The organism is Rhodococcus sp. WS1, from assembly GCF_003797745.1.
GTDB classification, from domain to species: domain Bacteria; phylum Actinomycetota; class Actinomycetes; order Mycobacteriales; family Mycobacteriaceae; genus Rhodococcus_F; species Rhodococcus_F erythropolis.
This window is the reverse complement of sequence record NZ_RKLZ01000002.1, coordinates 537,287-559,077: the sequence shown is the minus strand read 5'-3', so window position 1 is coordinate 559,077 and position 21,791 is coordinate 537,287. Positions and strand designations below refer to the sequence as shown.

Here is a 21,791-nt window from a genome sequence, read left to right as displayed (position 1 = left end):
GGTTCAGCCCCCTTGGATTCCGGCTGCGATGACTGCACGACCGATCGGCGCAGCAACCGAGCCACCGGTAGCGGCAAGTCCGCGGTCACCACCGTTCTCGACGATGACGGCCACGGCGACCGTCGGATTCTGCGCCGGTGCAAAAGCGATGTACCAGGCGTGCGGCGGAGTTTCCCGCGGGTTCACGCCGTGCTCGGCGGTACCGGTCTTGGACGCGATCTGAACCCCGGGGATCTTGCCGTCGCCGCCTGTGAAGTTCTCCGAGCCGATCATCAGATCAGTCAGCGTTGCGGCCACTGCCGGCGAGATGGCCTGACCCATCGACACCGGTGACGGCGTACTGAGATCGGTCAGATCCGGTGCCTGCAACTGGGAGATCAGGTTGGGCTGCATCCGCACACCGCCGTTGGCGACGGTCGCGGCGATCACTGCATTCTCGAGCGGGGTCACCGCGACGTCGCGCTGGCCGATGCTGGTCTGGCCGAGAGCCGCGTCGTCGGAGATGTCGCCGACCGTGCTGTCAGCAACCGGCAGCGGGATCGCCGGAGTGTTGGGCCCGATGCCGAAAGCGCTGGCCTCGTCCTTGATGGCGTCCGCGCCGTCCTTGATGCCCAGTTCGACGAAAGCCGTGTTGCACGAGCGCGCAAACGCGTCGCGCAACGACGCCGTCGGGTTGGGGCCGCAGGTGCTGCCGTTGTAGTTCTCGAGGGTCGTGCTGGTGCCGGGCAGCGTGATCTGCGGAGCCGCGGTCAGCTGGTCGTCCGGCGTCGCACCGTTGCCAAGAGCTGCGGCCGTGGTGAGCACCTTGAACGTCGAGCCGGGCGGGTAAGTCTGCGAGATCGCGCGGTTGACCAACGGATCGTTGGGATCGGCGTTGAGCTCGTCCCACGCCTTCGTGGTTTCGGCGCCGTCGTGGCTGGCAAGCAGGTTCGGGTCGTAGCTCGGCGTGCTGACCATCGTCAGGATGCGTCCGGTGCTCGGCTCGATCGCGACGACGGAACCGGTGTAACCCTTGCTGGTCAGCTGGTCGTACGCCACCTGCTGCATGGCCGGATTGAGCGTCGTGACGACGTTGCCGCCGCGCGGATCGCGTCCGGACACCAGGTCGAAGAAGCGCTGACTGAACAACCGGTTGTCCGAGCCGTTGAGAATCGGGTCCTCGGTGCGCTCGAGGCCGGCGCTGCCGTACTGCATCGAGTAGAAGCCCGTGACCGGTGCGTACGGGTACGGATTCGGATACTCGCGCAGGTACTTGTACCGGTCGTCGGTGGCGCGGGAGGCGGCAAGCACCTGACCGGAAGCCGAGATCTGACCTCGCTGGCGTGAGTACTCGTCGAGCAGCACCCGCGAGTTGCGCGGGTCGGCTCGCAGGTCGTCAGCCTTGATGACCTGTACGTACGTGGCGTTGGCGAGGAGCGCGACGACCATCACCATGACGGCCATCGCGACGCGGCGCAGTGGAGTGTTCATACGCGCGGCATCATCTCGGTATTGGCGTCAGCGATTGGGGGCGGACCTTTCTTCTTCGTCACTACCGGCGCACGAGCCGCGTCCGAGATCCGGACGAGGATGGCCAGCAGTAGATAATTCGCGAGCAGCGACGAGCCGCCGTACGACATGAACGGTGTTGTCAGACCCGTCAGCGGGATCAGCTTGGTGACGCCGCCGACGACGACGAAGATCTGGATCGCAATGGTGAACGACAGACCGGCGGCGAGCAGTTTGCCGAAGCTGTCGCGCACTGCCAACGCCGTACGCAGGCCGCGCACGATGAGAAGCAGGAACAGCATCAGCACAGCGGCCAGGCCGATCAGGCCGAGCTCTTCGCCGATGGTCGCGATGATGAAGTCCGTCTTCGCGAACGGCACCTGGTTGGGGCGGCCGCTGCCCAGACCTGTTCCGGCGATACCACCGGTGGCGAGGCCGAACAGCGATTGCGAGATCTGATAACCGGTGTTGGCGTAGTCGCCGAGCGGATCCAGCCAGGTGTCGACGCGCACGCGGACGTGGCCGAACATCTTGTAGGCGAAGAAGAATCCGATGGCGAGCAGTCCGCCGCCGATCACCAGCCAGCCCACACGCTCGGTCGCGATGTAGAGCATCACCAGCACGGTGCTGAAGAGCAGCAACGACGTACCGAGGTCGGTTTCGAAGACGAGCACACCCACCGAGACGATCCAGGCGAGCAGGATCGGGCCCAGGTCGCGGGCACGCGGAAAGTCCATGCCCAGGAAGTGTTTACCGGCCGAGGTGAACAGGTCGCGCTTGGCGACGAGCACGGACGCGAAGAAGATGATGAGCAGGATCTTCGCGAACTCACCTGGCTGAATGCTGAATCCGGGCAGGCGAATCCAGATTTTTGCGCCGTTCACGCTCGAGAACTTCGCCGGCAGGATCGCGGGAATCGCCAGGAACACCAGGCCCGCGAGGCCAAGCGTGTAGCTGAACCGCGCCATCAGGCGGTAGTCCTTCAAGAACACGAGCAGCAACACGAAACCGGTGATCGCCAGTGCAGTCCACATGACCTGCTGGTTCGCATCCGGTGACGGTGCCTCGAGGCCGTTGTAGAGCGCTGTCTGTTCGTCGGCGAGGTCGAGTCGGTGGATGAGCACCAACCCGAGGCCGTTGAGCAGGGCGACGATCGGCAGCAGCAGCGGATCGGCGTACGGCGCATACCGCCGAATTGCCAAGTGCGCGATCAGGAACAAGCCCGTGTACGCGAGCGCGTACTTGGCGAGGTCCAGCGTGATCTTCTGTTCCTGGCTCGCCTCGACGAGCAGAAGCGAGACCGTCGTGATGATGACGGCAAAGCCCAGGAGCAGCAGCTCCACGTTTCGGCGGGTCGACTGGACCGGCGCCGGGGCAAAACCTCCGGGCGGACTCGGAAAAGCCGTCCCCGCAGCTGCGTTGGACGACATCAGTTGACCGTCCTGCAAGTCTGACCGGGAATGTCGGTCGGCGTAGGCGTAGTCGTGGGTGCTGCCGTCGTCGGCGTGGCCGGCTCAGCGGGCGGTGCGGGGGGCGGAGTGGTCTCCGGTGCCGGCGGGGGAGTGGGCGCGGCCGTCGTCGTCGGAACCGGCTCACAACGAGGAAGCAGATCGCCGCCGATGAGACGGATCATCTGGCTCTGCGCATCTTCACGCTTGCCGGACGGCAGCCCGGCGCGCACCTGCTCCTGCGCCGACGGCTGCAGATCGGTGACCTCGAGGATGTTGCAGTTGCTGGGAATCGCGTCGGGGGAGACGAGGGTGAGGACGTCGTCGTCGCCGACGCAACCCACCAGATCCGCGTCTTGCAGCGAGTAACCGAGCACCGAACCGGGGATTCCGCGCAGCACCGTCACGCGGCCGTTGTCTTCGCCGACGTAGTAGTTGTTGCGGATGACGGCGCGGCCGATCACGGCGCCGACGCCGACCAGCGCGATCAGCACCACGGCGAGGACCACCCACCACAACCGGTTCCGCTTCTTCTTCGGTTCCGGTTCGGGTTGGGAGACAACTCGCTTGGGCGTCGCGCGCGGCGGACGCATGGCAGCGGCGCGGCCGGCAGCGGTGTTGGGGGGAGGGGAGTCCTCTTCCTCTTCCGTCGACGCGGCACCCGCGACGATGGGATGAGACTGGCCGTAGTCGAGGTCGATGACATCGGCGACGACGACGGTGACGTTGTCGGGACCGCCGCTGCGCAGCGCCAATTCGATGAGACGATCGGCGCACTGCTCCTGCGAGCCCTCGCGCATCGTGTTCTCGATGGTCTCGTCGCTGACCACGTCGGAGAGGCCGTCGGAGCAGAGCAGGTAACGATCGCCGGCGCGGGCTTCGCGCACGGTGAGCGTCGGCTCGATCTCGTTGCCGGTCAACGCCCGCATGATCAGGGATCGCTGCGGGTGCGTGTGTGCCTGTTCGGCGGTGATCCTGCCCTCGTCAACCAGTGACTGAACGAACGTGTCGTCGCGGGTGATCTGTGTCAGGTGGTCGTCGCGCAGCAGGTAGGCGCGCGAGTCGCCGATGTGCACGAGGCCGAGCTTGCTGCCGGAGAAGAGGATCGCGGTGAGCGTGGTGCCCATGCCGTCGAGTTCGGGTTCTTCCTCGACGTGATCGGCGATGGAATCGTTGCCCTCGCGGGTGGCTGCCTCGAGCTTGCCGAGCAGATCCTCGCCGGGCTCGTCGTCGTCGAGATGCGCCAGAGCGGCAATCATCAACTGCGACGCGACCTCACCGGCCGCGTGTCCGCCCATACCGTCGGCCAAAGCCAACAGGCGTGCACCGGCGTACACGGAATCTTCGTTGTTGGAGCGCACGAGACCGCGGTCGCTGCGCGCCGCGTAGCGGAGAACAAGGGTCACGGGCGTAGCTCGATTACCGTCTTGCCGACGCGAACCGGGGTGCCCAGAGGCACGCGCACCGCAGTGGTGACCTTGGCGCGGTCCAGATAGGTGCCGTTGGTCGAACCGAGATCCTCGACGTACCAATCAGCTCCGCGCTGCGAGAGCCTCGCATGGCGCGTCGACGCGTAATCGTCGGTGAGAACGAGCGTCGAATCGTCGGCGCGGCCGATCATCACCGGCTGTGAGCCCAGCGTGATGCGGGTACCGGCGAGGGCGCCCTGCGTGACCACCAGGTACCGAGGCACCTTCGCCTTGCCCAGCGAGGGCAGGACCTTTCCGGCGCGGGTGTACCGCGGCGGAACCCTGACCCCGGAGCCGGCATAGATGTCGGAACGGAGAGTGCGGAGGACTGCCCAGACGAACAGCCACAGTAGGAGCAGGAAGCCCGCCCGTGTGAGTTGCAGAATCAGGCCCTGCACGGCTGTCCACCTCCTTCTATGGCTCGAGCCCCGCCGCAGCGGGGTTCGAGCATTGTCGACTGGCAGCATCATAGGGGGCTCTGGGCCCCGAAGATCACGATACTGACAGCCGCGTGACGGCGGCGCGCCGACGGACCGCCGAATGTTCGATTGTTATCGGAAAAATCCTGGCGTCCGTTTCTCAGCTCAGAGAATGCGAACCAGAATCTCCGAGTGACCTGCTCGAATGATGTCGCCGTCTGCCAGCTGCCAGTCCTGGACCGGTGCTCCGTTGACGGTGGTGCCGTTCGTGGATCCCAAATCGGACAGCATCGCGGTGCGGCCGTCCCAACGGATGTCGATGTGGCGACGTGAGACGCCCGTGTCCGGGAGGCGGAACTGGGCTTCCTGGCCGCGGCCGATGACATTGCTGCCGTCGCGAAGCTGGAAGTGGCGTCCGCTGCCGTCCTCGAGCTGCAGGGTTGCCGTCAGGCTCTGGGCCGTCGGTGCGTAACCGCCCTGCGGCTGGGCGTAGCCCTGCTGCGGGTAGGCCTGCGTCTGCTCGAAGTTGCCGCCCTGCTCGTAGCCGGCCTGCTCGTACGGCTGCTGTGTGTACGCCTGCTGGTCGTAGCCGCCCTGCTGGTAGCTCTGCTGGTCGTAGCCCGGCTGATCGTAGGACTGGCCGTTGTACGGCTGCTGGTAACCCTGCTGGTCGTAGCCGCCCTGCTGGTAACCCTGCTGGTCGTACCCACCCTGGTACGCCTGCTGGCCGTAGCCCTGCTGGTCGTACGGCTGCTGCTGGTAACCCTGCTGGTCGTAACCGCCGCCCTGCTGGTCATAGCCCTGCTGGTCGTAACCAGCCTGCTCGTACGGCTGCTGCTGGTTCGGGTACGCCTGCTGGTCGTAGCCACCCTGCTGCTGGTTGTAGCCCTGCTGGTCGTCGCCCGTGCGGTAACCGTCACCGCGGTCGTAACCGTTCTGGTACGGCGCTTCCTGGCCCTGCGGAGCGGCGTAACCGCCGTCGTCGTGGGAGTACCCGTTCCGTGCCGGCTGCTGCGGTTCGGGCTGGCGACCCGCCGGTTCGCGGCTTGGTTCGTAGCCTGAGTTCTGCGTCATGGGGCCGGCTCCTGGTTGTGACGGGACTGGATTGGAAACAGGGGGAACAATCGGTGCGGGTCGCTGAGGCGGCCGTTGTGGAGGCCGCGACGAAACCTGCGGAACATGCGACGGCGGTGATGCCTGCTCGGCGTCACCATCCGGGTCGACGGTTCCGCGGGTGCGGAACTGACCGGTGTGGAGCGTAGGCGAAGGCTCGAAAGTGACCGAGATGTCGCCGTACGTCTGCCAACCCTGATCGCGGATGAAATCCTGCAGGTGTCGGCTGAAAGCTTTTGTCGTCAGTTCGCGATCGGCGGCCAACTCTTCGTGATCGGAGTTGTTGATGGTGATCACGTAGTTGTTGGGGGCGAGAAGGATTCCGCCGCCGAGGTGCTCGACGCGGTCACGTGCCTCCTGCTGGAGCGCCGCCTCTACTTCCTGCGGCACAACACCACCACCGAAGACCCGCGCGAATGCGTCGCCGACAGCTCCTTGGAGCTTTCGTTCGAAACGCTGCACGATGCCCATCGGGCCCTCCTCTCGCCTCGCATCTACGACGGCAAAATGCTCGGCAAGTAGCGCCGGCACCGCCTTGTCGCGTGTCGTCCAAACTGCTGTACAGGTTCCACGGTACTGTCAAATGTCGCTTCGGCAGTACCTGGCCGCTGTTTCAGCATGGTATCGGTTCTGGGCTTTCGGGTGCTCGGTGTTCATCGATTCGTGCCCTGAACTGCACGAATAGAACTTTCAAAGTTTGTCGTGATAATGTTTCGGCGTTGCTCGGGCGAGTGGCGGAATGGCAGACGCGCTGGCTTCAGGTGCCAGTGTCCTTCGGGACGTGGGGGTTCAAGTCCCCCTTCGCCCACCACAAGACGAGGCCACGAACTCATAAGAGTTGGTGGCCTCGTTTTTGTTGTCGGCTAACTGGTCGCAGCCTGAATGAATCTCAGAACGAAGTCCAATGCGGTGCCTGCAAACGAGTCGTTGACTGTTTGAGGGGCCGCGGCGGGCGCAGTGATGTGAGGGTTCATCATCCCTGGCGGCAGTGTGCCGGGTGGGAGATTGATGATGGCGTTGATGTCGTAGATGGTGTTGTCGGGACCGTTGGTCACCGCGAAAGAGATACTGCCGAAGTCGGCGACCGGGCCATCGGCTGATGCAGTACCAACTGCGCTGCCGAAGGTGATCGCGGCAGCGAGCGCGCCGACCCCGAGGGCGGCGGTGGTCCGGGACAAACGAGTAGGCGGTTCGAGTCCATTCACAGATGTGCTCCCTTTCGTGGTGACAGCATCCGTGCATGGGATGCCAAGCAGCCAGGAGATTGCAACCACTATCGAGGAAGATAACGGACATTCACCCCATGTCGGGGTGGTTCGACACCGATTGCTTGGCCAACGGATCTGAGTCGATTCTCAAGTCGACCGAGGACTGCGCGCGATTTTTCGCGTGAACGAAGGCCCGGTATCGACCGGTGATCTCCGAATCATCCATCGCGGCAGGCTGATTGAACGACTCGTTGGCTCTGGGTACCACGCTCGGCGCGGCTACGTCAGGCCTGGCGCCGGCCACAATGTTCTCGTCATCGCGCGCTCCGATCTGTTGTCCACTTGCGAGAGGTGCCTTTCCCGAACCTTAACGGGAGGGGCCGACCGACTGTGGCCGGTCGCGAGCGCCCCACCGAAAAATACCGCGCGAATACTACGATAATCTCTACTTATAGTAGTATCCGGTGACAACAACGAAGGACAACCCAAATCCTGAAATTGCTTTCGCCTGATTTGTTGTCTTCGGGCGCTTATTTCTCGGTTCGCTTTTGTTGGAACCTTCGATTGCCAATCTTTTACTTGATATAGCGTGAACAATAATGTGAAAATGGAGGCTAAATAGAGAATATCGAGAGAATTCCGATGAGGATAGGAACGAGAGATCCGTTGTCGTCACCGAATTATCTTTCGCCAGAGTTTGCCGAATGATGGGGTAGTAGTTCGAAAATTGCCACTATGAATGCCATCAAAATATACAGCTAGCATCTCGACCAGATCGTTTACTTGCGAGGAGTCGCTCGCAGTCCTACTGGCACACCCAGCCTGCGTCTCCAAAGATTCTGCTCCGCCGGGGAAGTTGGTGCCGGCGAAGCAGATAGATGAGCCGGGGGAAACCGTGGAGGAGTTCATCGGCACCTCGAGGAACTGCACTGGATCGGGGTAATGAAGCGAGATCCGATCACTCGCATCCATTACATGACCTCGGATTTCGAATCTCAGATTCTCAGATCGAGAGCCGCAGTGGCTGCGCCCCGCGGGTGACTGTCATGTCGCCGCATCTCGACTTCGCCGAGTGCGTCGAGCGCGCGGCGCGTGATCTCCGAGTGGGTATGAAGCCGTGCAGCAGCTGCCTCGTCGCCGTCCGATTGTCGCCGTTACGTCAGGAGAACACAGCACATGGACTCGTACAGTTATAGCTTCACCGAATATGCCGACAGAGTCAGCGCATACAACCGCATCGATGCCGACTACGTTCGCGGCGAATATCCCTATATTCTTGAGCGTGGCCAACTCTGGCATCGCGCGCAAACCACGAGTGCGCTCAGTACGACTTTGTGCAGTTGCCGAGATGGGCACAGCGTTCTCGTAGAACTCGTCCCCGAACCCGCAAATCCCTTCGACCCAACGGCTGTCGCCGTCGACTTTCGTGATTCTTCCGTCGGCTACCTAGGCCCTACCTTTGCCGCCTACTGGCACCCGGTCATCCTGGCGCTCATTGTAATTGGACGCCATGCCCTCGCCCACGGTGTTGTCGGCCGCGACGGCGATAGACCAAGCGGACGGCCCTCGGTCATCCTGGACTTGCCGCAATGGGAGGGGTGGGAGTCGGTTGCCGCGGACGCGGACTACGACAACGGTTTCGACGCATTGTGGGCGAATCTTTCCGAAATCAGCCGCACAGTCCTGCTCGATACTTACGGGTCACACATCAATTCCGACGTTTACTATGAGCTTCGCAGCAACGCCCATCTGATGCCCGATTGCTGCTGGAATGGTGAACGCCATGCGGTTCCATTCCCGATCGTGCATGCGATACGTCAGGAAGCTAACCGGGAGAAAGTCTTCCGGCGGAAGCGGCGAGACCAAGCAAAGCAGGACAAGTTCGACGAACGGATCGCGCGTCGGCAACGTGCGTATGAGATGCGCACCGCGGGTGAGACATTCACGGCTATCGCCAAAGAGTTCGGCGTATCCAACCCGACGGCATCGGCCCTGTACCGCGAATACCTTGCAGATGCCGAGAATGCTTCGTGTGATCGATTGAGAACACCCGGATGTGAACCATCACCATAAGAAGCGAGTCAGCCGGAGGTCGTCAACGCTCGAGGTCAACGCTCGACTTAGCGGGTCGAGAAGTGCACAGCAAGCGACGCGCGCTTGAGTTCCTGGCGGAACGCCGCTTGCTCTTTGTTCCGTCGTGCTCATCCACGGTAAGCACTCGTCGGGCCCCGGCTTTATCCGCGTCGGTGGCGGTGCCGCCAAGTCCGAACTGAACACATAACCGATCCGTAGAACAAAGAAGCAGCGGGCGGCCTCCTGAAATTCACATCGAGTTTGGGAAACCATCCGGCACGCTTGGGTCAGCTGTGGATTGATCCGAAAATGTCCTCGTGCAGTTCGGAGTAGACAGTCAAGCCTGGTCGTAGGCGGGGCGCGAGATATTGTTCCGCGAATGCTCTTGCAGTGGTGCCGGCCCCCAGAATTCCAAGTTTCTTGCGGACATCTGTATAGATCAGTCCGGCGGCTGCCTTGATGTCATCGGCATCCTTGTTTCGATTTACTGTCTCGGTCAGGCGTGTTGCCCTGGACGCAGCTATGAATGGTTTCGCCTCTGGCTGGCCTAAATCATCACACAGAGCGTCGAGAACCTCCTGGTCGTAAAGATAGGATTCAATGTGTCTCCTTCGCAAGACCCGTACCCCCTGTGACTGCCATTCCTTGACTTCGATGTCACTGGCGAGATCACGGTCGCGGACACGGATGACCTCAGTCCCTTCTGCGATGGTCTGGAGGGCGGAGGTGAGTCCGATCTTGTCTGTCTGCGTGTCATGACTGTTGCCTACAGATATAAAGTCAGTGTCGGGATGCGCGTTGGCGAAGATCGCGCGGTAGCACTTGGCATCGAATCCGTCTGCGCTTCCTTCGCACAGCACTAACTTGTTAGGGGCCACTAGAGAGGCCATGTCGTCCAGTGCGACAACCAGTGTCCGCTTCCAGAATTCACGGGTCGGCTTGACAGGTTCCATGACGGCAGGTCCGTCAAGATTGTGAGGCCCAAAATCGAGAAAGACCACTTCGCCCGGTGCCTTCTGCGCAATCTTCACAGCCTCGCTCATCAAGCCGAGGCTGTGAGAGGCCAGATAGAGTTGCGATTGAGCGGGAATCAAGGCTAGCAACTCCTTGAGAAGTAGACCTTGTGCCCTGGTCCCGATGTGAACTTCTGGCTCGTCGATGCACCAGATCGCCTCTCGGTAGAACTCAGCCTTGATCACTGCATCGAGGAGAAGATCGAAGACTGCCTTTTCGCCAGCGGAAAGGTTCACATAGGGAAAGTCACGCGACGATCCCTTGGCGAACTCGAAAGAATGGCCTGGTCTCAGTCCGCCAACCCTCGTCAGCGTGAGGTCAGGGAACACTCGGAGTAGCGCATTCCTTAGACGTCCAGTCAATCGCTCTTGAATCTCTCCCTTTGTTGCAGAGTCCGGCGTGCTGTTGTCGTAGATAGCGGAGAACGTCTGCCAGAGGAGACGTTGGTAGTTCTCAGAGACGGACTGATCTGCGTCCACTGCGCGGCGAGCGTGCCCGCCATTTTCTGTAGGTGACGGCTGCTGAGTTACTTGCTGAACGTCGAATTCGACCTCGTGCCTGTAAGCGGTTCTAAAGTAGACGGAAGACTGCTGCAGCTGTGATTGATCTCGGGGGCCTCCATGCAGATTCACCGTTACCCTGTCGTACCAGATTGAGGTCTCGTTGGTACCTGATTTCGCGTTGTAGACATCACTTCCGTGAGCAGTGCCCCATGCATGCAGGCGATACCACGTCTGGATCCCATCAAAGAATGACGACTTTCCGACACCATTCGGTCCGGCGAGCACGATGAGGCGCGCCGCCTCGGGTAGTCCTTGAACGGTTAGGTCTGTAAACCTGCGGAAGTTACGAAAATGAATCGACTCGATTCGCACTCGACATCCTTTGTAGATCGCAATTCGGACTTATGTAACGTCTGACAACGTCCTGGCAGTCTAGGGCGTATCGGACGAGCCTCGTAGATACGCTTGCATGGTGACACGGTCAGTGTCAGGTTTTGTTCAACCGCGTCCTCATTGATTTCTATTTAACCGGCAGAACGATCCCGTTTTTACGTGCCCCGAGTCTGCCGTCGACGGTCGACCCGACGACGCCGGGAACCGTGGTGTCGCCGCCGTTGCTCGGAAACAGTCGTGCAGTGATAGCCCCCGACGAGGGGAGATCGTGGGCCGGGTATTGGAGGGATGGGATCTGACGTATTTCACGGATAGTCAGGAAGTCCCCGACTGGGAGGTCTTCGAAGGCATTCACGATGTGCTGTCCGATGTCGCGCCGCTTGCGAGTAGGGGTGGGGCGGGGAGAAATCGAGTTGTTTGTGGGTGTGGGTGTATTCGCGGGAGCCCGGTCGCGATCGGGGGTGAGATCGCGGTCCGCATCGGTGATGCGCCGAACCGTTCCTGCCGCTGCTGATGGGCGGGGCCACATGGCGGCGGCAGCTCGAGCCAAGCTCTCGGAGCGATATTGGATCTGCGGTGTGGTCCAGTCGAGAGGCAGCGCCCGGTTAAGGGTCAACGCCGAGTGCGCGAGCAGATGCTCGCGCTTCCTCGTCCAGGATCCGTTGGACAAGCTCGAGTTGAGTTTCCCGGTGATCAGGGTGAGGTTTCCGATCGTGTGGAGCACGTTACTGCGTTGGTCGTCCTCGGTCGCCGCTGTAGCCGAATCAGCCGGGAGCGGCCAATGTTCGCGCCAACTCTGTGGCATCAGATGCTCGATGGAGAGCTTCGAGTTGGCGGTCACAGGCTCCGTGCGGTCGGTGGTCAGGTGATTCTCGAACGCGAGCAGTAAGCGTTGGAGCCGGTCACGCTTGAACAGTCGGTACAGCGGAAGAGTCTGAAGTGCTTCCGCCAGTTCGCTGTCGCTAGGCCACAGCCCCGATTCCGAATTCTGTTCGACTAGGAAGCGCTTGACCACTTCGTGTGCCGGCTCGCTATGAGGAGAAAGTCGACGTAGAAGTTCCAGGAACAGTCTGTTGTAGTTTTTTGGAGTGAGGCGGCAGATAGCGCGGCGCACCAGATATGCCTCGAGTAAGACCAGTGACTGCATGCGGTCGTCCCCGTCCGTGTGGGCGAACAACCACAACAGGACGGAGGTGAGGGTCTGGGTGTCGACGATCTCGAGTCGAGTCAGGATCCGTTGTTCCGCGGAGGTGCCGATGGCCCCGGAATCGAGCTCGTCGTAGATCTGCGCGTACCGGGCGAGATCAGCCAAGAATTCCTCGGCTCGGTCGGCATCACCCCCGAAGTAGGTACGCGAGACTGCGAACAGTTGGTGGGATTGGACCTCACGGCGCAGCAGAACGGTGAGAAAAAATCCGACATAGATATCCAGCCGGGGGCGCATGAGCCGGCCGAGGCGCACATTCTTCTGCCACCGGGGACCTTCGAGCGGTTCCCAGAATTTCTCGTAAAGCGGCTCGATTGGGCGACCGCTATCCTGCAGTGTCCGGAACAGCGCATTCTTGATCAGGTCGGACGCGCGGAGTGCTGTTCCTCGCGCATTGAGGGTTTCGAAGATGACTTGCGCGTTGTCGTCGACTCCGAGATCGATCACCACCACTTCCAGATACTCGAGCATGACCTCGGCGAGGCCGTCAAGAACTGCTTCTACGTCGTTGCTCTCGGTGTTTGCGGTGAAGACATCGATTTGTTCGCGGAAGAATAGGTATGCCGAGGCGATCCGCGGTAGCGCTGGATCGTGGGTGCTTTCGCGATATGCGCCGCGCATGACGTCGGTGTAGGCACTGCGGTCGCGGTTGGTCGGCCACAGCTTGAACTCTTCGTCAGGGTTGTCGACGTAGTCTGCATCGTTGACCAGTGTTTTGGTCAGGCGGCTGAGTAGGCGCGTCTTGATGCCGGCCGCGGCGTAGCTGTCGCGGAGTGCTGCGATGAGAATTTGCAGTGTGGTCAGTCGTTGTTGGCCGTCGATAACCTCCCGAATTTCGAGGCTACCCAGCGCACCAGGTTTCTGCTCGAGCACGATGGCGCCGAGAAAATGCGGGTGAGTTTCTTCGTCTTCGCGTCGGTCGAACGTAGTTACGACGTCCTCCCACAACGGAAACCATTGTTCGTCTGCGTCCCAGACGTATGGGCGCTGGAATAGCGGCACGACCAACCGCACGTCGCTGCGAAACACTGTCTTCAGTCTGCGCGGATGTGCTTCCACTGGCCCTCCCTGTACACATTTCAGCCATCTATTGGAAGCAATCGTCACATGCCTTTAGGTGGTGACTGAATTCGGCTATCTGGGAGGAGTTCACGCGAGCTGGGATTCGAGACCTTTGATAGGACCAATGCTGATTTTGGTGGATCCCGAGTCCCGGCCCTGGATGTCGCTCTCTCGTTGCCACTGGGCGCCGTACTTCATTGTTTCGTCCGTGTTTGCCGGCTGGGTCAGGGACTCCTCCGAAGGCGTTTGTCTGAAATGTCGTCCCCATCGGGGACGCCTCAACCCCGCGCCTTCAGCGCCGCCCGCGCCGCATTGAACCCACCCATCCCGTGGACCCCGCCGCCCGGGGGAGTTGCGGACGAGCAGAGGTAGACGCCCGGGGCGCCGGTGGCATAGGGGTCCAGCCCGAACCGGGGGCGCGCGATGATCTGCCGCGCCGTGTTCGCGCCCGCGGAGATGTCGCCGCCCACGTAGTTGGGGTTGTACGCCTGCATCTGCGGCACATTGCGCACGTGGACGCCCACGATCCGGTCCCGGAATCCCGGCGCAAAGCGTTCGATCTGACGTGTGATCGCATCGGTTGCGTCGCCCGGATATCCATGCGGCACATGCGCATACGCCCACACGGGATGGATGTCTCCCACAGATCGGGAGGGGTCGGCCAAGAACTGCTGGCCCAACAGAATGAAGGGCTTGTCCGGCATCTGACCCCGAACGGTCTGGCGTTCCACGGCAGCAGTTTCCGAAATCGTGCCGGACAGATGCAGGGTGCCGGCCTTGCGGGCGTGCGGATTCGTCCACGGCACGACGCTTCCGTCGGAGTCACCACGCACGGCGTAGTCGACCTTGTAGGCGGCGGTGCCGTAGCGGAATTTGCGGTAGGCCCGGGCAATGCGGTCGGGCTGCCGGCCGTCGAGCAGACGACCGGCCGCGTCGGGGGCGATGTCGAGCATGACGATGTCGTAGTCGGCGATCTGGGAGTAGTTGGTGACCCAGTTCCCGGTTTCTATGGTGCCACCGAGGCTGCGCAGGATCGACGCGAGGGCGGCTGCAATTGAGCCCGAACCACCTTGCGCGACAGGCCAACCGTGAGCATGAGCGGCCGCAGTGAGCATTGACGCGACAGCGCTGGACAGGGGAAGGTCCAACCGCCCGAACATGTGCGCCGCGACGCCACCGAACAGCGCCCGCGCTTGTGGGGTCTTGAACATCCGAGCGAAACCCGTCGCGGGAAGCAGAGCGCCCGTCCCGAAACGGGCGAGCATCAGCGGGTGCTTCGGGACGTGGACGATCGGCTTGAAAACGTCCTGCACCAACTCGTCGAAGTTCTCGGATAGGTATCCGAAGACGTCGAGCCAGCGCTTACCGTCGACACCCAATCCCTCAGCGGTCCGGTTGATGTCACGCCACAGAACCCCGGCGGTGCCGTCGTCGAGTGGATGGACCAGATCGATCTCGGGCCACAGCCACGTCAGGCCATGTTTGGCGAGGCCGAATTCGCGGTCGAGGGCCTTGAAGTAGGGAGAAGCCAAAGCGGTGGGATGGAAGGCGGAGCAATCGTCGTGGACGAGTCCGTCGACTATGTATTCGCTACTGCGGGTACCGCCGCCGATCTTGTCCGCACCCTCGATGACATGGACGTCGATTCCGGCGCGGGCGAGTTCGATCGCCGCCGCGAGACCGTTGGGACCACTGCCCACCACTACTGCTGTTGTCATTTGCTCTTCGCCACCCGTCTTCTCAGGTGTGAGCCTACGGAAATTACAGCGATGGCATTCTGCGAGCAAACAATTCAGGCCTAGACCTTGGTTGATCGATCAACTTTTGTTACAGTTCGAGGCGCACTGGCCGCAGCTGATTCTTATCGCTGCGGCCAGTTGTTGCATTCATCGCCCATCGCGCCTGTTTCCTGCGGATTCGGTATCCTGTGAATCGGAACTTCTCTGCACAGACGCAGCTCCGAAATCTGTCGAGGGGCCTTCTGGCTCCCTGCATCGCCGCAGTTCAGAGCAATTATAGGGCTACCTTAGTTGCGCCCGTGCCGGGGTTCTGAATTATCGTTTTCGTTACACGGTTGACTCACAAAAGTTTCAACCGACCGAAGACTCACGTCGCCGGGTGCCAGAACGCACACCATCGCGTCTGCGCAGGGCGGCTACTTCGGTGGTACCGAACACATCGTCGTGTCGGTGCTTTGAAGGACTTGCATTGCAAGTTGATGGCCATCAGCGCTGCTGGTCGTCGGTGCATCTTTATGGCATACGAAGGCTGGGTATGAAGCAACTTCCAGGCCCCCAGGGCCTCTATCACCCGTCCAATGAGCACGACTCCTGTGGAGTCGCATTTGTTGTCGACATGCATGGTCGCCGCAGCAGGGACATCGTCGAAAAGGCGATCACCGCTCTGGTCAACCTCGAGCATCGCGGCGCTGCCGGATCAGAACCCAACACGGGTGACGGTGCGGGCATTCTGCTGCAGGTTCCCGACAAGTTCTTCCGAGCTGTCGTGGACTTCGCGCTGCCCGCCGAAGGCGCATACGCAACCGGTATCGCATTCCTCCCGCAGGGCGACGCCGATGCACACGAGGCTGCTGCTGCAGTCGAGAAGATCGTCGTCGAAGAGGGCCTGAAGGTTCTCGGCTGGCGCGAGGTCGGAACCGACGACTCCTCGCTGGGCGCACTGGCGCGCGACGCGATGCCGACGTTCCGTCAGATCTTCATCGGCTCCGAGGATGACAAGTACACCGGCATGGACCTCGAGCGTCGTGCATACGTGGTGCGTAAGCGCACCGAGCACGAACTCGGCTCAGAAGGCGCCGGCAAGGGTGGCCCGGGTAGCGAGACCGTGTACTTCCCCAGCCTGTCCGGCCAGACGTTCGTCTACAAGGGCATGCTCACCACCCCGCAGCTCAAGGGTTTCTACCTCGACCTGCAGGACGATCGTGTCGAGAGCGCACTCGGCCTGGTCCACTCGCGCTTCTCCACCAACACGTTCCCGTCGTGGCCGCTGGCGCACCCGTTCCGCCGGGTCGCTCACAACGGTGAGATCAACACCGTCACCGGCAACGAGAACTGGATGCGCGCTCGCGAGTCCCTCATCGACAGCGACGTCTTCGGCGGCCGCGAGAACCTGGACAAGATCTTCCCGATCTGCACCCAGGGCGCCAGTGACACCGCTCGTTTCGACGAGGTGCTCGAGATGCTGCACCTCGCCGGCCGCAGCCTGCCGCACGCAGTTCTCATGATGATCCCGGAAGCCTGGGAGAAGCACGAGAGCATGGACCCCGCTCGTCGGGCGTTCTACGAGTACCACTCGGCTCTCATGGAGCCCTGGGACGGACCGGCGTCGGTGTGCTTCACCGACGGCACCGTCATCGGCGCCGTGCTGGACCGCAACGGTCTGCGTCCGTCGCGTCTGTGGATCACCGAAGACGGCCTCGTCGTCATGGCGTCGGAGGTCGGCGTTCTGCCGATCGATCCGTCCACCGTGGTCCGCAAGGTCCGCCTCCAGCCCGGCCGCATGTTCCTCGTGGACACCGCGCAGGGCCGGGTCATCAGCGACGACGAACTCAAGTCCGAACTCGCTGCCGAGCACCCGTACCAGCAGTGGATCGACGAAGGTCTGATCCACATGGACGACCTGCCGGACCGCCCGTACACATACATGTCGCACGAGCGCGTCGTGCTGCGTCAGCAGCTCTTCGGTTTCACCAGCGAAGAGGTCAACCTGCTGGTCAAGCCGATGGCACTCTCCGGTGCCGAGGCACTGGGCTCGATGGGTACCGACACTCCGATCGCCGTGCTCTCGTCACGTCCGCGGATGCTGTTCGACTACTTCTCGCAGCTCTTCGCTCAGGTCACCAACCCACCTCTCGACGCGATTCGTGAAGAGGTTGTCACCAGCCTCGGCGCGACCATCGGCCCCGAGGGCGACCTGCTGCACCCGAATGCGGACTCCTGCAAGCAGATTGCGCTCCCGCAGCCGATCCTGCACAACGACGATCTGTCGAAGCTCGTTCACGTCAACGACGACGGCGAATTCCCGGGCTTCCGCAGCGTCGTGATCCGCGGCCTGTACCCCGTCAAGGAAGGCGGCGACGGTATCCGTCGTGCGCTCGAGGGCATCAAGTACCAGGTCTCGCAGGCAATCGAGGGTGGCGCACGCATCGTCGTGCTCTCGGACCGCGAGTCCACCGAGGACTACGCGCCGATCCCGTCGCTGCTCCTCACCTCAGCCGTGCACCACCACCTGGTTCGTGAGAAGTCGCGCACCAAGGTCGGCCTCATCGTCGAGGCCGGCGACGCCCGCGAGGTGCACCACATGGCGCTCCTCATCGGCTTCGGTGCCGCAGCGGTCAACCCGTACATGGCTTTCGAGACCATCGACGAGTTCCTGCAGAACAAGGAACTCGAGGGCCTGACCCTCGAGAAGGGCATCGCGAACTACATCAAGGCAGCCGGCAAGGGTGTCCTGAAGGTGATGTCCAAGATGGGCATCTCGACGCTCGCGTCGTACACCGGTGCTCAGCTGTTCCAGGTCATCGGCCTCTCGCAGGAGCTGACGGACGAGTACTTCACCGGTCTGCAGTCGCAGCTCGGTGGCATCGGCCTCGACCAGATCGCAGCCGACGTCGAAGCGCGTCACCGCATCGCGTACCTCGATCGCCCCGAAGAGCGCGCTCACCGCGAGCTCGAGGTCGGCGGCGAGTACCAGTGGCGTCGTGAAGGCGAGTACCACCTGTTCAACCCGGACACGGTCTTCAAGCTCCAGCACGCAACTCGCACAGGTCAGTACGAGGTGTTCAAGGAGTACACGACAATGGTCAACGACCAGTCGGAGCGCCTTGCCGCTCTGCGTGGTCTGTTCGACTTCAACATCGGCAAGCGGCCGTCGATCTCGATCGACGAGGTCGAGCCGGCCAGCGAGATCGTCAAGCGTTTCTCGACGGGTGCGATGAGCTACGGCTCCATCTCCGCCGAGGCTCACGAGACTCTCGCCATCGCGATGAACCGTCTGGGCGCCCGCTCCAATTCCGGTGAGGGCGGCGAACATCCGTCGCGCTTCACGCCGGACGAGAACGGCGATCTGCGTCGCAGTGCCATCAAGCAGGTCGCGTCGGGACGCTTCGGCGTCACCTCGCACTACCTGAGCAACTGCACCGACATCCAGATCAAGATGGCGCAGGGAGCCAAGCCCGGTGAGGGCGGCCAGCTTCCGGCTCACAAGGTGTACCCGTGGGTGGCCGAGGTTCGGCACTCCACGCCTGGCGTCGGGCTGATTTCGCCGCCGCCGCACCACGACATCTACTCGATCGAGGATCTCGCTCAGCTGATCCACGACCTGAAGAACGCCAACCCGCAGGCCCGCATCCACGTGAAGCTGGTCTCCGAGGTCGGCGTCGGAACCGTCGCGGCCGGTGTCTCCAAGGCACACGCCGACGTCGTTCTGATCTCCGGTCACGACGGTGGCACCGGTGCCACCCCGCTGACCTCCGTCAAGCACGCGGGCGCACCGTGGGAGCTCGGCCTCGCCGAGACCCAGCAGACGTTGCTGCTCAACGGTCTTCGTGACCGCATCGTCGTGCAGGTCGACGGCCAGCTCAAGACGGGTCGCGACGTCGTCGTCGCTGCCCTGCTCGGCGGCGAGGAGTTCGGTTTCGCCACCGCACCGCTGGTTGTCTCGGGCTGCATCATGATGCGCGTCTGCCACCTCGACACCTGCCCCGTCGGTGTCGCGACGCAGAACCCGTTGCTGCGTCAGCGTTTCAGTGGCAAGCCGGAATTCGTCGAGAACTTCTTCATGTTCATCGCCGAAGAGGTTCGCGAGCTTCTCGCCGAACTCGGTTTCCGCACGCTGCTCGAAGCAGTCGGCCAGGTCGACATGCTGGACACCACGCGCGCTCTCGATCACTGGAAGGGAAGCAAGGCAGGCAATCTCGACCTGTCGCCGATCCTGACCCAGGTCGAGTCCGCGTTCATGGACCAGGACGTCCACTGCACCGGCACACAGGATCACGGTCTCGACAAGGCACTCGATCAGCAGTTGATCGTCTCGGCCCGCAACGCACTCGACAAGGGTGAGGCGGTCTCCTTCGAGTCCGCAATCACCAACGTCAACCGCACGGTCGGCACCATGCTCGGCCACGAGGTCACCAAGGCGTTCGGTGGAGAGGGCTTGCCCGAGGGCACCATCGACATCACGTTCACCGGTTCCGCCGGTAACAGCTTCGGTGCTTTCGTGCCCAGCGGTATGACCCTGCGCCTGCACGGCGACGCCAACGATTTCGTCGGCAAGGGCCTCTCGGGTGGACGCATCGTCGTACGCCCGCCGCTCGATGCAGCGGAAGGCTTTGTCGCCGAGGACAACATCATCGGTGGCAACGTCATCCTGTTCGGCGCCACCAGCGGCGAGGCTCTGCTTCGCGGTGTCGTCGGCGAACGCTTCGCAGTCCGTAACTCCGGCGCCACTGCCGTCGTCGAGGGTGTGGGCGATCATGGTTGCGAGTACATGACGGGTGGAAAGGTGGTCATCCTCGGAGCCACCGGACGTAACTTCGGCGCCGGCATGTCCGGTGGCGTCGCGTACATCTACAACCCCGACAAGGCATTCGAGAAGAACCTCAACACCGAACTGGTGGACCTCGAGGATCTTTCGGGCGACGACTTCACCTGGTTGAAGAGCGTCATCGAACGTCATCGCGACGAAACCGGCTCCGAGGTTGCCACGCGCATCCTCGGCGACTGGTCGCAGCAGGTGGGTCACTTCGCAAAGGTGATGCCCCGCGACTACAAGAAGGTTCTTTTGGCCATCGCGGCCGCAGAGAAGGATGGCAAGAACGTGGACGAGGCAGTTATGGAGGCAGCTCGTGGGTGATCCAAGCGGCTTCCTGAAGCACACGTCGCGCGAACTTCCGGTTCGCCGGCCGGTGCCGTTGCGCCTGCTCGACTGGAAAGAGGTCTACGAGGAGTTCCCGAAGGAAACCCTCCAGACCCAGGCCAGCCGTTGCATGGACTGCGGAATTCCTTTCTGCCACAACGGTTGCCCTCTCGGAAACTTGATTCCCGAGTGGAACGACCTGGTCTTCAAGGACCACTGGCACGACGCCATCGAGCGTCTGCACGCGACCAACAACTTCCCGGAGTTCACCGGTCGTCTGTGCCCCGCACCCTGTGAGGCGTCCTGTGTCCTGGGCATCAACCAGGATCCGGTCACCATCAAGCAGGTCGAGGTCGAGATCATCGACAAGGCCTTCGACGAAGGGTGGGTCAAGCCGGTTCGCGCCGCGCATGCCACCAACAAGAGGGTCGCAGTTGTCGGCAGTGGTCCGGCCGGTCTGGCTGCAGCGCAGCAGCTGACCCGCGCCGGTCACGCAGTGACGGTCTTCGAGCGGGCAGACCGCATCGGCGGCCTGCTGCGCTACGGCATCCCCGAGTTCAAGATGGAGAAGCGGCACATCGACCGCCGTCTCGAGCAGATGGAAGCCGAAGGCACCGTCTTCAAGACCAACGTCAATGTCGGCGTGGACATCACCGCGGACGAGCTGCGCGAGCAGTTCGACGCAGTGGTTCTGGCCGGCGGCGCCACCGCAGCTCGCGATCTGCCGATCCCGGGCCGCGAACTGGACGGCATCCACCAGGCGATGGAGTTCCTGCCGATCGCCAACCGTGTGCAGTTGGGTGACCTCGACGCTCCCACCATCACCGCTGAGGGCAAGAAGGTTGTCATCATCGGCGGCGGCGACACCGGCGCGGACTGCCTCGGTACCTCGCACCGTCAGGGCGCAGCCAGCGTGCACCAGTTCGAGATCATGCCGCGTCCGCCGGAGACTCGCGCCGAGCAGACTCCGTGGCCGACGTACCCGCTCATGTTCCGCGTGGCTTCGGCTCACGAGGAAGGCGGCGAGCGTCTGTTCTCCGTCAACACCGAGAACTTCGTCGGTGAAAACGGCAAGGTCACCGGACTCAAGGCTCACGAGGTCGAGATGAAGTCGGGTCGTTTCGAGAAGGTCGAGGGCTCGGACTTCGAGCTCGAAGCCGATCTCGTGCTCCTGGCAATGGGCTTCGTCGGTCCCGAGAAGCCGGGTCTGCTCACCGATCTCGGTGTCGACTTGAACGAGCGCGGCAACGTCGCCCGCACGTCGAAGTGGAACACCAACGTCGACGGCGTGTTCGTGGCCGGCGACATGGGCCGCGGTCAGTCCCTGATCGTCTGGGCCATCGCCGAGGGACGTTCCGCAGCAGCCGCTGTGGACACCTACCTCGAGGGTGTCACCGCCCTTCCGTCACCGATCCACCCGACAGCGGCTCCGCAGCGCTAGAGGCTCTTACAAAGCCGCACCCCATCGCATTCGGTGGGGTGCGGCTTTGTTTCTGCAAGTAGTTCGCACGATCTGTA

General features: G+C 62.3%; 12 protein-coding genes and 1 tRNA gene. 4 read left to right on the top strand and 9 right to left on the bottom strand.

All coding sequences use genetic code 11. The features are described from left to right. Positions 1-3: 3 nt before the first annotated feature. The 5 genes from EEB12_RS15080 to EEB12_RS15060 all read right to left on the bottom strand — a co-directional run bounded on the left by EEB12_RS15080 (position 4) and on the right by EEB12_RS15060 (position 6,408). Positions 4-1,470, bottom strand: a complete 1,467-nt coding sequence (locus EEB12_RS15080; protein WP_007735774.1) for a peptidoglycan D,D-transpeptidase FtsI family protein — start codon at positions 1,468-1,470, stop codon at positions 4-6. Continuing rightward, a complete protein-coding gene (locus EEB12_RS15075; RefSeq protein ID WP_141488042.1) occupies positions 1,467-2,918 on the bottom strand; it encodes an FtsW/RodA/SpoVE family cell cycle protein in 1,452 nt (483 codons plus the stop codon). Before EEB12_RS15075 ends, EEB12_RS15080 begins: the two co-directional genes overlap by 4 nt. Beyond that, positions 2,918-4,342, bottom strand: coding sequence for a PP2C family protein-serine/threonine phosphatase (locus EEB12_RS15070; protein ID WP_141488041.1), 1,425 nt, complete (start codon positions 4,340-4,342; stop codon positions 2,918-2,920). The genes EEB12_RS15075 and EEB12_RS15070 overlap by 1 nt, the downstream gene beginning before the upstream one ends. Beyond that, a complete protein-coding gene (locus EEB12_RS15065) occupies positions 4,339-4,803 on the bottom strand; it encodes an FHA domain-containing protein FhaB (protein ID WP_003943418.1) in 465 nt (154 codons plus the stop codon). Before EEB12_RS15065 ends, EEB12_RS15070 begins: the two co-directional genes overlap by 4 nt. 186 nt (positions 4,804-4,989) lie before the next feature. Continuing rightward, positions 4,990-6,408, bottom strand: a complete 1,419-nt coding sequence (locus EEB12_RS15060) for a DUF3662 and FHA domain-containing protein (RefSeq protein ID WP_020905627.1) — start codon at positions 6,406-6,408, stop codon at positions 4,990-4,992. A 254-nt stretch (positions 6,409-6,662) separates the two neighbouring features. Between EEB12_RS15060 and EEB12_RS15055 the strand changes: the two genes are divergently transcribed. Continuing rightward, a tRNA-Leu gene (locus EEB12_RS15055) sits at positions 6,663-6,748 on the top strand. Positions 6,749-6,800: 52 nt separating this feature from the next. Here the strand turns inward: EEB12_RS15055 and EEB12_RS15050 are convergent. Further along, positions 6,801-7,142 carry a hypothetical protein gene (locus EEB12_RS15050; protein WP_141488040.1) on the bottom strand — a complete coding sequence of 114 codons (342 nt, stop codon included), beginning with the start codon at positions 7,140-7,142 and terminating at the stop codon, positions 6,801-6,803. Between the two features lie 1,179 nt (positions 7,143-8,321). On the opposite strand from EEB12_RS15050, the gene EEB12_RS15045 reads away from it, so the two are divergent. After that, the gene (locus tag EEB12_RS15045; RefSeq protein WP_141488039.1) at positions 8,322-9,218 is read left to right on the top strand and encodes a hypothetical protein; all 897 of its coding nucleotides are present in this window, start codon (positions 8,322-8,324) and stop codon (positions 9,216-9,218) included. Positions 9,219-9,505: 287 nt separating this feature from the next. On the opposite strand, the gene EEB12_RS15040 is transcribed toward EEB12_RS15045, so the two are convergent. The 3 genes from EEB12_RS15040 to EEB12_RS15030 form a co-directional block, all read right to left on the bottom strand. Further along, the gene (locus EEB12_RS15040; protein WP_181447562.1) at positions 9,506-11,107 is read right to left on the bottom strand and encodes an AAA family ATPase; all 1,602 of its coding nucleotides are present in this window, start codon (positions 11,105-11,107) and stop codon (positions 9,506-9,508) included. A gap of 148 nt (positions 11,108-11,255) precedes the next feature. Continuing rightward, positions 11,256-13,364, bottom strand: a complete 2,109-nt coding sequence (locus tag EEB12_RS15035) for a DUF262 domain-containing protein (protein WP_181447563.1) — start codon at positions 13,362-13,364, stop codon at positions 11,256-11,258. A 311-nt stretch (positions 13,365-13,675) separates the two neighbouring features. Further along, positions 13,676-15,115, bottom strand: coding sequence for a phytoene desaturase family protein (locus EEB12_RS15030; protein WP_141488036.1), 1,440 nt, complete (start codon positions 15,113-15,115; stop codon positions 13,676-13,678). A gap of 556 nt (positions 15,116-15,671) precedes the next feature. Here EEB12_RS15030 and gltB point away from each other — a divergent pair. Continuing rightward, positions 15,672-20,270, top strand: a complete 4,599-nt coding sequence (gene gltB / locus EEB12_RS15025; RefSeq protein WP_080909352.1) for a glutamate synthase large subunit — start codon at positions 15,672-15,674, stop codon at positions 20,268-20,270. After that, entirely contained in the window at positions 20,263-21,714 is a 1,452-nt protein-coding gene (locus tag EEB12_RS15020) for a glutamate synthase subunit beta (RefSeq protein WP_020968013.1), read from the top strand. The genes gltB and EEB12_RS15020 overlap by 8 nt, the downstream gene beginning before the upstream one ends. Positions 21,715-21,791 lie beyond the last annotated feature (77 nt).

Bases quoted from the DNA above. Each gene is read 5' to 3' on its own strand.
- EEB12_RS15080 (WP_007735774.1), bottom strand. From the start codon at position 1,470: ATGAACACTCCACTGCGCCGCGTCGCGATGGCCGTCATGGTGATGGTC.
- EEB12_RS15075 (WP_141488042.1), bottom strand. From the start codon at position 2,918: ATGTCGTCCAACGCAGCTGCGGGGACGGCTTTTCCGAGTCCGCCCGGA.
- EEB12_RS15060 (WP_020905627.1), bottom strand. From the start codon at position 6,408: ATGGGCATCGTGCAGCGTTTCGAACGAAAGCTCCAAGGAGCTGTCGGC.
- EEB12_RS15045 (WP_141488039.1), top strand. From the start codon at position 8,322: ATGGACTCGTACAGTTATAGCTTCACCGAATATGCCGACAGAGTCAGC.
- EEB12_RS15030 (WP_141488036.1), bottom strand. From the start codon at position 15,115: ATGACAACAGCAGTAGTGGTGGGCAGTGGTCCCAACGGTCTCGCGGCG.
- gltB (WP_080909352.1), top strand. From the start codon at position 15,672: ATGAAGCAACTTCCAGGCCCCCAGGGCCTCTATCACCCGTCCAATGAG.